Annotated in this window: 11 protein-coding genes; 5 read left to right on the forward strand and 6 right to left on the reverse strand. The window is 70.8% G+C overall.

What is annotated here, in order from left to right:
* A partial coding sequence (locus VGH85_05175; GenBank protein HEY2173187.1) for an FGGY family carbohydrate kinase occupies positions 1-818 on the reverse strand: 818 nt, incomplete at its 3' end.
* 348 nt (positions 819-1,166) lie between these two features.
* Between VGH85_05175 and VGH85_05180 the strand changes: the two genes are divergently transcribed.
* Genes VGH85_05180 through VGH85_05195 form a run of 4 tightly spaced genes read left to right on the forward strand, consistent with a single transcriptional unit; the run spans position 1,167 to position 6,291 of the window.
* Positions 1,167-3,098: a beta-L-arabinofuranosidase domain-containing protein gene (locus VGH85_05180; GenBank protein ID HEY2173188.1), complete on the forward strand. Its 1,932-nt coding sequence runs from the start codon at positions 1,167-1,169 to the stop codon at positions 3,096-3,098.
* A complete protein-coding gene (locus VGH85_05185; protein ID HEY2173189.1) occupies positions 3,095-4,408 on the forward strand; it encodes a sugar ABC transporter substrate-binding protein in 1,314 nt (437 codons plus the stop codon). The genes VGH85_05180 and VGH85_05185 overlap by 4 nt, the downstream gene beginning before the upstream one ends.
* Before the next feature lie 54 nt (positions 4,409-4,462).
* Entirely contained in the window at positions 4,463-5,407 is a 945-nt protein-coding gene (locus VGH85_05190) for a sugar ABC transporter permease (protein ID HEY2173190.1), read from the forward strand.
* Positions 5,407-6,291: a carbohydrate ABC transporter permease gene (locus VGH85_05195; protein ID HEY2173191.1), complete on the forward strand. Its 885-nt coding sequence runs from the start codon at positions 5,407-5,409 to the stop codon at positions 6,289-6,291. The genes VGH85_05190 and VGH85_05195 overlap by 1 nt, the downstream gene beginning before the upstream one ends.
* A 4-nt stretch (positions 6,292-6,295) precedes the next feature.
* On the opposite strand, the gene selD is transcribed toward VGH85_05195, so the two are convergent.
* The 5 genes from selD to VGH85_05220 are packed head-to-tail and all read right to left on the reverse strand — an operon-like array spanning position 6,296 to position 11,106.
* On the reverse strand, positions 6,296-7,303 hold the full coding sequence (gene selD / locus VGH85_05200) for a selenide, water dikinase SelD (GenBank protein HEY2173192.1): 1,008 nt from the start codon (positions 7,301-7,303) through the stop codon (positions 6,296-6,298).
* 9 nt (positions 7,304-7,312) lie between these two features.
* Positions 7,313-8,911 carry a D-aminoacylase gene (locus VGH85_05205; protein ID HEY2173193.1) on the reverse strand — a complete coding sequence of 533 codons (1,599 nt, stop codon included), beginning with the start codon at positions 8,909-8,911 and terminating at the stop codon, positions 7,313-7,315.
* A gap of 7 nt (positions 8,912-8,918) precedes the next feature.
* Positions 8,919-9,308: a Rid family hydrolase gene (locus VGH85_05210; protein ID HEY2173194.1), complete on the reverse strand. Its 390-nt coding sequence runs from the start codon at positions 9,306-9,308 to the stop codon at positions 8,919-8,921.
* 28 nt (positions 9,309-9,336) lie between these two features.
* Positions 9,337-10,626, reverse strand: a complete 1,290-nt coding sequence (locus VGH85_05215) for an alanine racemase (protein HEY2173195.1) — start codon at positions 10,624-10,626, stop codon at positions 9,337-9,339.
* 27 nt (positions 10,627-10,653) lie between these two features.
* Positions 10,654-11,106 (reverse strand): nitroreductase family deazaflavin-dependent oxidoreductase, encoded by a 453-nt coding sequence (locus tag VGH85_05220; protein ID HEY2173196.1) that lies wholly within the window; start codon positions 11,104-11,106, stop codon positions 10,654-10,656.
* Positions 11,107-11,197: 91 nt separating this feature from the next.
* Between VGH85_05220 and VGH85_05225 the strand changes: the two genes are divergently transcribed.
* Positions 11,198-11,429: SDR family NAD(P)-dependent oxidoreductase (locus tag VGH85_05225; protein HEY2173197.1), on the forward strand; the 232-nt coding region annotated here is incomplete at its 3' end.

The following is an 11,429-nucleotide window of genomic DNA, read 5'->3' on the forward strand; positions in this document are numbered from 1 at the left end:
TGGGCGTCGACGTTGCCGACGCTGACCGCGATGCCCTCGGGCAGTCCGGTCCACGCCGCGGCCTGCGCGGTCAGCCCGCCGGCCCGGTCGCCGAGCGAGGACAGCGGATGGTCGATCTTGTCCTCGACGAAGTCGGCGAACGCCGGGTTGAGGGCCGCGAGGTAGTCCTTGGACGGGTAGCGGTTGTCCTGCCGGATCGCCTTGTAGCCGGCGGTGCAGGCGTTGCGGGTCTCGACTCCGCACAGCTGCCAGGTGATCCAGTCGGTGCCCTCGATCCACCGTTCGGCACGGTCATAGACCTCGGGGTCCTCCTCGAGCAGCTGCAGGCCCTTCGCGTATTCCCACTCGGAGGAGATCCGGCCGCCGTACCGGCCGATCCAGGGTTCCTTGCGCTCGTGGGCGAGGGCGTTGATGCGGTCGGCCTGCGGCTGCGCGGCGTGGTGTTTCCACAGCTTCGGGTAGGCGTGTGGGCGGTCGGCCAGGTCCGGCAGCCGGCACAGCGGGGTGCCGTCGCGCAGGGTCGGCAGCACGGTGCACGCGGTGAAGTCGACGCCGATGCCGACGATGTCCGCCGGGTCGACCCCGCTGTCCGCGATCGCGGCCGGTACGGCGGTGCGCAGCACCTCGACGTAGTCGTCCGGATCCTGCAGCGCCCAGTCGGGCGGCAACGCCGCTCCGGTGGCGGCCAGCCGGTCGTCCATCACAGCGTGCGCGTAGTCCGAGACCGCCGTACCCATCTCGGCGCCGTCACCGACCCGGACGACGAGCGCGCGGCCGGACAGCGTGCCGAAGTCGACTCCGACGGTGTAGCGATCCATGGCTCACCCTTACCTCAGTCCGGTGATCCGAACCCGGTCCGCGGGCTCGGCCGGGCCCGATGCCCGGCGCTCACCTTAGGGCCCGCCCGGCCCGATCGGACACCCGAGCCGTCCGGGCGCCGGCACCGCAGCGGGCCGGCACGGCAAACCTTTGCCCGGTTCGGCGAACTGCGGTCACCAGTATGCCCGATGGGCCGAACTGCCGCCCCAGAGCGGCTTCCCGCCGGTGTGAATTGCGGGGTTGACCGCCCTTTGCCGACCGCCTATGGTCCCTCGACGCAACCGTTTTCCGTCCCGGCATCCGCACCGCTCGTGCGGCTGCCGCTGGTCCGAGGGGGACACAACAGCGTGCAGAGCAATCAGGCAGCCGACCGGGCCTCCGCCGGGCCGGTCGACCCGACCGCGGACGCGCCCGTGGTCCTCCGCCCGCTGCCGCTCGGCGGTGCGCGGATCGCCTCCGGACTGTGGGCGCAGCGCCAGCAGGTCAACCGTGACGTGACGATCCCCGAGGGTGAGCGGCAGCTGCGCGAGGCCGGCAACATCAACAACCTCCGGCTGGCCGCGGGGACCGGCGACGGGACCTACCGCGGTCCGGTGTTCCAGGACTCCGACGTCTACAAGTGGCTCGAGGCGGTGGCCTGGGAGCAGGGTCGGGCCCCCTCGGAGACCCTCGCGCGGTGGCAACGTGACGTGACGGCGGTCGTCGCCGATGCGCAGGCCGCCGACGGCTACGTCAACTCGTTCGTGCAGGTCACCCGCGGCGACACCGACCGCTTCGCCGACCTGCCGTTCGGGCACGAGCTCTACTGCGCCGGCCACCTCATCCAGGCCGCCGTCGCGCAGTACCGGGCCACCGGACGGGAGGAACTGCTGCGGGTCGCGACCCGCTTCGCCGACTACATCGGGCAGACGTTCGGCACCGACCGGCTGAACGAACTCGACGGCCACGAGGTCGTCGAGACCGCCCTCGTCGAGCTCTACCGGCTCACCGGGCGGCGCGACTACCTGCAGAGCGCGCGCTACTTCATCGACGCCCGCGGCCACGGCCTGATCAGGCCGGTCCGCGACTCGAGCTACTTCCAGGACCGGGTGCCGGTCCGCGAGGCCACCACTGTCGAGGGACACGCCGTACGCGCGATGTACCTGGCCGCCGGCGCCACCGACGTCTACGCGGAGACCGGTGACAAGGCGCTCGTCGACGCGCTGGTGCGCCAGTGGGAGAGCATGACCGGCTCCAAGACCTACCTGACCGGCGGACTCGGCTCCCGCTGGGACGGCGAGGCGTTCGGTGACCCGTACGAGCTGCCCGCCGACCGGGGCTACTGCGAGACGTGCGCCGCAATCGGCAGCATCCACTGGAGCTGGCGGATGCTGCTGACCACCGGGGAGGCGCGCTACGCCGACCTGATCGAACGCACCCTGTTCAACGGCTTCCTCGCCGGCATCTCGCTGCGGGGCAGCGAGTTCTTCTACGTCAACGCGCTGCAGCTGCGGTCGGACGCGGAGAAGAACGACAGCCGCAACCCGGCGTACGGGCGGCGGCCGTGGTTCAACGTCGCCTGCTGCCCGCCGAACATCATGCGCCTGCTGTCGTCGCTCGACACCTACCTGGCGAGCACCGACGACGCCGGAGTGCAGCTGCACCAGTACGCCGCCGGGGAGATCCGGGCGGCGGTCGGTGCGGCACCCGTGGCGCTCGACGTCGCCACCGACTACCCCTGGGACGGCCGCGTCGAGGTGCGGATCCGCGAGACCCCCGACCGCCCGTGGGCGCTCTCGCTGCGGGTGCCGGCGTGGTGTGCCGGTGCGCAGGTCTCGGTCAACGGTGCCGACGTCGGCGACGAGCCGCGGCCGGGCAGCTACCTGCGGATCGAGCGGCAATGGCGCAGCGGCGACCGGGTCATGCTCACGCTGCCGATGCCCCCGCGGCGGACGGTCGCCGACGAGCGGACCGACGTCCGGGGTTGCGTGGCGATCGAGCGCGGGCCGCTCGTCTACTGCTTCGAGCAGACCGACCAGCCCGACGGCGTCGTCGTCGACGACCTCCTGCTCGACGACGCTCCGCTCACCGAGGTGCACCGCGAGGACCTCCTCGGCGGAGTGACAGTGGTCGAGACGACCGGGCGGACGGTACGCCGGGCGGATCCGGCAGCCCCGCTCTACCGCGCGGCCGTCGAGGAGCCGCGACTCTCCGAACCGGTCCGGCTGACGGCGGTGCCGTACTTCGCCTGGGCCAACCGCGAGCTCGGCCCGATGCGCGTCTGGACGCCGCGCCGATGAGACGACGCCGGGCCGCGCTGTCGGCGGTGGTCGCCCTGGCGGCCGGCGTACTCGCCGCGTGCGGATCGGGCACCGAGGGAAGCGGCCCGGACGTCAACGCGCCCGGGTTCGGCGACAACGCGACCGGCGTGGTGCATTTCTGGGACCGCAACACCACCTCGACGTTCGGCCAGCTGGTGGTCGACAAGTTCAACGCGACCCACAAGCACCTCAAGGTCGTGCTCACCCCGGTCCAGGACACGCAGTACGTCACGAAGCTGGCGACCGCGATCCGCAGCGGGTCGGTGCCCGACCTGGTCGGTGTCGACGACATCAACTCGCAGCTGTTCATCTACAACCAGGCGTTCACCGACCTCACGCCGCTGGTGAACAAGCTGCCGTTCAAGGACAAGCTGAGCCCGGGTCACCTCAACCTGACCACCGATCACGGCCACTACTACGGCGCTCCGTACGTCGCCGACGTGTCGCTGCTCTGGTACAACAAGACGCTGTTCAAGAAGGCCGGTCTCGACCCGGACAAGCCGCCGACGACCTACGCGCAGATCCTCGCCGACTCGCGCAAGATCACCGCGCTCGGGCACGGCACCTACGGTTTCTCCTTCGCCGGGCGTTGCGAGGGCTGCCTCGGTTTCACCATGCTTCCCGACGTCTGGGCGACCAAGACCTATCTGCTCAACGGCGAGCCCGGCAAGCAGACCGCGCACATCACGGGGAACACGCCGTTGAAGCGCACCCTGGCGCTCTACCACCAGCTGTGGGCGCAGAAGCTCGCCGCACCCGAGTCGCAGACCGAAACCGGCGCCACCTGGGGACAGGACTTCCTGGCCGGCAAGATCGGCATCCTCCCCGCCGGCTACGGGACCGTGATGGGTGCCGCGACACCCGCCTTCCAGAAGCAGATCGGGGTCACCGCGCTCCCGGGCCCGGACGGGAAATACAGCACTTTCGACGGCGGGGCGAACTTCGGCATCCCGAAGGGGTCGAAGAACGCGTCGGGGGCGTGGGAGTTCGTCAAGTTCGCGCTGCAGCAGAAGCAGCAGGCGCTCGCGCCGGAGGGCGGCTTCGAGCCGATCCGGGAGGACGTCCTGACCCCGGCGTACAAGAAGAAGTACCCGTTCAACGCGGTCGCGCTGTCGTCGCTGCGCAACGGATACGCGCCCAAGACGATCGCCTACAACGTGACGTTCAACCAGCCGGGCGGGCCGTGGCTGACGATGTTCACGCAGGCGGTCTTCGACGGCGACATCGACGGCGCGCTCAAGGCGGCCCAGCCGGCGTTCTCCAACGCCCTGCAACAGGCCGAATCGTAGGCGGTGCGAGATGCGATCTGCACAGCTCCGGACTCGGAAAGGTGATGGTGGGCGGTGACGCAGCTCTCGGCCACGAAGGCGCGTAGCGCACCCGCGCGGCGTGAATCGGCCCGGCGGCGGAAGTCGCTGACCTCCCGACCCGGTGTCGGTATGGCCCTGGTCAGCCCGGCGTTCCTCTTCGTCGCCGCGTTCGTGCTCTTCCCGTTGGGGTTCGCGGTCTACATCTCGCTCACCAACTGGCCGCTCATCGGCCCCTACCACTTCGTCGGCGTCGAGAACTACGCGTCCATCCCCAAGGACTCGGTCTTCCTGCACTCGGTGCTCTTCACGTTGCTCTACACCGGGATCGTCACGGTGCCCATCTTCCTCGTGGGCTACGGCCTCGCCGCCCTGGTGCGCGCCAACCGGTTCGGCTCGACCTTCTTCCGGACGGCGTTCTTTCTGCCCTTCGTCGTCGGACTGGCGACCGAGAGCTTCATGATGCTGCTCGAGCTGCAGCCCAACTCCGGTGCCGTCAACTTCGTGCTGCAGAAGGTCGGCCTCACCGACGGGACGACCGCGTGGCTGGTGCGCACCAACCTCGCCATCGCCGCGGTGTGCGTGCTGGTGGTCTGGTACGCCTCTGGCCTGACGATGGTGCTGCTGATGGCCGGGATGCAGGGGATCCCGCGCGATGTCTATGAATCGGCCGAGGTCGACGGCGCCTCGTGGTGGGACAAGGAGCTCCGGATCACCCTTCCGCTGCTGCGCCGTACCATCGCGCTCAGCCTGATTCTCTCGATCATCGGCTCGTTCCTCGCGTTCAACCAGTTCTTCATCCTCACCCAGGGCGGGCCTGGGGTGAGCACGACCACCGTCGTCATGTGGATCTACCAGAAGGCGTTCGTGCAACTGCACGTCGGAGCAGCCACGGCACTGTCGATCGTCCTCGTCATCGTGGTCGGCGTGATCAGCGCGGTGCAGTTCTTCCTGCTGCGCGACGACACCTCGGAGGCATGATGGCCAGCGTCACCGCAGACCGGGGAGTCGCCCGCCGGCGCATGAAAGAGCCGCACGGCCGGGGCTTCGCGGCGTACCTCGCCGTCGGGATCATCCTCAGCGTCATCTTCGTGCTGCCGCTGGCGTGGGCGGTGTTCCGGTCCTTCCAGGCACCCGACCTGGTGACCGCCGCCCCCACCTGGAAAGACTTCACCAGCCTGACCTTCGCGAACTACCGCGGCCTCATCGGCGGCAGCGTCCACATCCTGCGCTACGTCGGCAACAGCCTGATCGTCGCGATCGGCACCGCCGTACTCACCGCCGCGCTGTCGACGCTGGCCGGATACGGCTTCGGCCGGTTCCGGTTCCGCGGCGCCGGCATCGTCTTCGCGCTCATCATCGTCACGCTCATGGTGCCGTTCCAGGCCATCCTGACGCCGCTGTTCCTCGAGCTGAACGCGATGCACCTGACCAACAGCCTGGTCGGGCTGATCCTCTTCTACACCACGTTCAACCTGCCGTTCGGCGTCTTCGTCATGCGCAACACGTTCCTGCAGATCCCCAAGGAGCTCGAGGACTCGGCCTACGTCGACGGCGCGGGGATCATGACCACGCTGTTCCACGTGCTGCGGCCGCTGATCGTCCCGGGCATCGCCACGACGGTGCTTTACGCGTTCCTGTTCGCCTGGACGGAGTTCCTCGGCGCGCTGACCTTCATCACGCAGGACAGCCGGATCACGCTGCCGGTGGCGCTGCTCAACGTCGAGAGCGGCACCTATGGGCAGGTGAACTTCGGCTACCTCGTCTCCGGCGCGGTCATCGCGATGGTGCCGTGCGTGATTCTCTACGTCGCGTTGCAGCGCTACTACGTGCGCGGGCTGACCTCGGGCGCCGTCAAGGGCTGACCGGTCAGCGGACGACCACGAGGCGGTCGCCGCGGGGCACGAGTTCCCCGATGACAGGGGCGCCGGGCACCTCGCCGGCGAGCAGCAGGCCCCCCGACGTCTGCGCATCGGCGAGCAGCAGCGCCTCCGACTCGTCCACCGCGGACAGGTCGGAGTCGGGGGCGGCCCAGGCGAGGTTGCGCCGCGTGCCGCCGCTGACGAAGCCGTTGAGCAGCGCCTCGCGCGCCCCGTCCAGATAGGGCACCGCGGCCGCATCGATGACGGCCGTCACGTTGCTTGCCCGGGCCAGCTTGAGCAGGTGGCCGAGCAGGCCGAAGCCGGTCACGTCGGTGCCGCAGACGACGCCCGCGGCCACGGCCGCCTCGGCGGCGTCGCGGTTGAGGGTGGTCATGGTCTCGACCGCCTCCGGGAAGACCTCGCCCGTGGCCTTGTGCCGGGAGTTGAGTACGCCGAGCCCCAGCGGCTTGGTCAGCGACAGGGGCAGACCGGCCCGGCCCGAGTTGTTGCGCATCATCCGGTCGGGGTCGACCACACCGGTGACCGCCATCCCGTACTTCGGCTCGGGGTCGTCGACGCTGTGGCCACCGGCGAGATGACAGCCGGCGGCGCGGCTGACGTCGAGGCCGCCGCGCAGCACCTCGCGGACGAGGTCGAACGGCAGCACCTCCCGCGGCCAGGCCAGCAGGTTGACCGCCACGACCGGGCGTCCACCCATCGCGTAGACGTCGGACAGCGCGTTGGCGGCGGCGATGCGGCCCCAGTCGTAGGCGTCGTCGACGACCGGAGTGAAAAAGTCGGTCGTGGCGACCAACGCGAGACCGCCCGGGAGCCGGACGACCGCCGCGTCGTCGCCGTCCTCGAGGCCGACCAGCAGCTCGCCGGCCGGATCGACCGGCCCGGCCGACCCGATCAGCCCGGCGACGGCGTCCTCGAGCTCGCCGGGCGGGATCTTGCAGGCGCAGCCGCCGCCGTGCGCGTACTGGGTGAGCCGGTAGTCCGTCTCGATGGTCACCGGCCAAGCCTAGGCGGCTCCGGCCCGGACCGAGCGCCCGGGCAAGGCGCCCGTGTGTCGACCGTCGTCGATCACGAAGGTGCCGTTGACCATCACATAGGGGAGCCCGGCGGCCGGCTGCTTGGGGTCGGCGTAGGTCGCCCGATCGGCGACCTGGTCGGCGTCGAACGCGACGAGGTCGGCCACGCAGCCCGGCTCGACCCGGCCCCGGTCGGCCAGGCCCAGCCGGCGGGCCGGTCGGGAGGTCATCTTCGCGACGGCCTCGGGGAGGGCCAACACCCCGAGCTCACGCGCGTAGTGGCCGAGGTAGCGCGGGAAGGTGCCCCAGGCGCGCGGGTGCGGCCGGGCGCCGACCAGGATCCCGTCGCTGCCGACCATGTGGGCCGGGTGCCGCATGATCGTCTGCACGTTGTCCTCGTCGCCGACCTCGAGCACGCAGGTGGTGCCGAGCTCGTCCTCGAGCAGGATGTCGGCGTAGACGTCGTAGGCCTTGCGTCCGCCCTCGGCGGTGATGGCCGCGATCGACCGGCCGACGTACGGCGCCAACGATGGGTTGCGGGCACCGGCCACGACGACGGTGTCCCAGTCGACGGGCACCCCGTGGCTCCCGTCCGAGCCGGTCTCCTCGATGCTGACGCGGATGCGTTCGCGACCGGCCGGGTCGCGGAGCAGGGCCAGCACGGCCTCCGCGCCGCCGCGGGTCGACCAGCTCGGCAGCAGCGACGACAGGGTGGTGCAGGCCGCGGCGTAGGGGTAGCTGTCGAGCGTGACGTCGACCCCGTCGCTGATCGCGTCGTCGAGCAGGGCCAGCAGTTCGCCGGCGCGGCCGTGGTTGACCGGGAAGTTCATGGTGGCGTGGGTGAGGTGCACCGGGCAGCCGGACCGGCGGGAGACGTCGATCATCTCGGCGTAGGCGTCGAGCGCGCCCATGCCGTAGCTGCGGTGGTGCGGGCTGTAGTAGCCGCCGCGTCGGGCGACGACCTCGCAGAGCGCGACCAGCTCGTCCGTCGGCGCGTACATGCCGGGTGGGTAGGTGAGACCGGAGGACATGCCGAGGGCGCCCTGCCCGAGCGCGGCGTCCAACGACGTGCGCTGCGCGTCGAGTTCCCGGTCGGTGGCCGGGCGGTCGTCCCAGCCGAGGTGCATCATCCGCAGCGTCCCCTGCGGCACCAGGTACGCCGCGTTGACGGCGATGCCCTGATCGAGCCGGTCGAGGTACTCGCCCACCGACCGCCACGACCAGTCGAAGTCGGCCGGGTCGTCGTTCCAGCCGGCGATCACCTGGCGGAGCTGGGGGAGCACGTCGTCGTCGATCGGCGCGTAGCTCAGCCCGTCCTGGCCCAGCACCTCGAGCGTCACGCCCTGCGTCACCTTGGGCCGGTGCTCCGGGTTGGCCAGGATCTGCAGGTCGGAGTGGGCGTGCATGTCGATGAATCCCGGTGCCACCACCAGGCCGGCGACGTCCACCTCCCGCCGGGCGTCCGCCCGATCGCGGCCGTCGGGGTCGACGGCGGCGATCCGGCCGTCGGACACCCCGACGTCGGCCCGGAAGGTGGGACCGCCGGAGCCGTCGAGGACGAATCCGCCACGCAGCACGGTGTCGAACATGCGGCGCTCAGCCCGCCGAGCGGAGCGCGGCGACGACGTCGATCTCGACGAGAATGCCGGCCAGCCGCGAGCCGACCGTCGTGCGCACCGGATAGGGCTCGCTGAACGCCTTCTCGTAGGCGGCGTTGAAGTCCTTGAAGTCGGAGTCGAGGTCGTGCAGGTGCACCGTCGTCTTCACGACGTCGGACAGGTCGAGGCCCTCGGTCGCCAGGACCGCCTGCACGTTGGTGAGGACCTGAACGGTCTGCTCGGCCGCGTTGGTTCCGACGAGTTGGCCGCTCACCGGGTCGTGCGGGCCGAAGCCCGCTGTGTAGAGGAATCCGTTGGCGACCACGCCCTGCGAATAGGCGCCTTTGGGACTCGGCGCCTTGTCGGTGTGTACGGCGCGGATGCTCATGGTGGGACGTCCCTTCGTCGTAGGTCTGTCAGAAGAACGTGCGGACGCAGTCGACGACCCGGTCCTCGTCGTCGACGACTGCGATGTGCGACCACTTGTCGAACGCGGTGCACGGGTGCGAGATACCGAACCGGATCCAGTCGCCGACGCGTACGTCGTCGGCGTCGTCGTCCAGCCGCAGGTAGGCGTGCTGGTCGTTGAGCGCCGTCACCGTCAGTCCGGTGGCGGGCCGGGTCGTGCCGTCGGCGGCCCGCCGGATCACCTGCGGCAGCGGCATCCCGCTGTCGAACGGGAAGTCGCGCCGGCCGCCGCCGACGAGCGCCAGGCCCGGCTCGGGCACGGACAGGACAGTGCCCCACACGGCGAGGGCCGCGATCAGCTCGCCGTCGAGTCGTTCGGCGAACGGGGACCGTTCCGCGTAGAGCAGCGAGTCGTGGGTGAGGTAGGAACCGCTGCGGAGGACGGGCGTGACATCGCGGTCGACTGTCCAGCCCGACCCGAGTTCGTCGGCGACGACGTCGAAGTAGGTGCTGCCGCCGGCGGAGGCGATGAGGTCGTCGCGGCCGAGCAGGTCGGCGTGCACGACCGCCTGCCCGGCGTCGCGGATCAGGCCCATGAAGTCCCGTACGGCGGCCAGCGTCTCGGCGTCGGGCAGCCCGCTCTGCCCGATCCCGCCTTCGTAGCCGGCGACTCCGCACACCCGCAGCCGTGGCACCGCGCTCGCCGCCTTGGCGACCGTCACCGCCTGCGCGACCGTGCGGCAGCCGGTGCGGGCGCCGGTCGGACCGACCTCGACGAGGACGTCGAGGGGCCTCGAGCCCGGCGCGCCGTCGAGGGCCGCCGCGATCAGGTCGACGCCGGCCGTCGAATCGACGTAGCAGAAGAATTCGAAGTCCGGGTCGGCCGCGAGCTCGTCCAGCACCCAGGCCACCCCGGCCGGGTCCACCAGCTCGTTGGCGAGCAGCAGCCGTCGTACACCGAAGGCCCGGTAGACCCGGGCCTGGCTGATAGCGGCGACCGTGATGCCCCAGGAGCCGCCGGCCAGCTGCCGGGCGGCGAGCTGCGGCGCCATGTGCGTTTTGCCGTGCGGGGCGAGGAGCATCCCCCGGGTCGCGCAGAAGTCGGCCATCGTCGCGACGTTGGCGTCGACTGCGCTGTCGCGCAGCACCATGACGGGGGGCAGGAAGCCGGCGGTGAACAGCGACGGCCGGTCGGCCACGAACTGCTCCACCGTGGTTCCCGGTGGCAGTGCCGGCCACCCCTTGGCCCGCCAGTCGAGCGGCTGCCGGCCCAGCTGCTGCAACGCGAGCTGGTCCATCGTCCTCCTGTCTGATCGACGGCGGCGTCAGGCGGCCGGCTGGACGGGTTCGGCCAGGAAGACCGGGATCTCGCGGTCGGTGCGCTTCTGATAGTCGGCGTAGTCCGGGTAGGCGGCGACCGCGCGCTCCCACCACTCCGTCCGCTCGTCGCCGTGCAACTCCCGCACCCGCGCGTCGAACGGCGCGGGGCCGTCCTGCACCTCGATCTCCGGGTGCTCCAGCAGGTTGTAGTACCAGACCGGGTGTTGCGGCGCGCCACCCTTGCTGGCGACGAGCGCGTATCTGCCGTCGTGCTCGACCCGCATGAGCGGCACCTTGCGCAGGTGCCCGTTGCGGCGCTTGCGCATCGTGAACACCGCGATGGGCAGGCCGCGGTCGCGCAGCGTGTTGCCCTCCGCGCCGCCGGTGCGCTCGTAGAGCGCAACCTGGTCGCGTACCCATTGTTCCGGACTCTGGTCGTACACCCCGTCGAGTGGCATAGCTCAACTTAACCGCGACCGGCGGGCTGAGTCGCCCCGGGGACCGGTACCGGCGCTCCGGTTGCCTGGTTGCACCGCTATCTTTGCCGGCATGTCCGGTGACGGCGAGCTGTCCGGTCGGGTCGCGATGGTGACGGGAGCCACCGGCGGTATCGGGCGCGCGGTGGTGCGCCGGTTCGCCGAGCAGGGCGCCGCGATCGTTGTCACCGACCTCGACGACACGGCGGTCCGCGAGGTCGTCGAGCACGGGACGGGCGACGGCTCGAGCGTGATCGGCCGGGTCATGGACGTCACCGACGCCGCGCAGGTCACCCGCGTCGTCG

Source organism: Mycobacteriales bacterium, assembly GCA_036497565.1.
Classification (GTDB): Bacteria; Actinomycetota; Actinomycetes; order Mycobacteriales; family QHCD01; genus DASXJE01.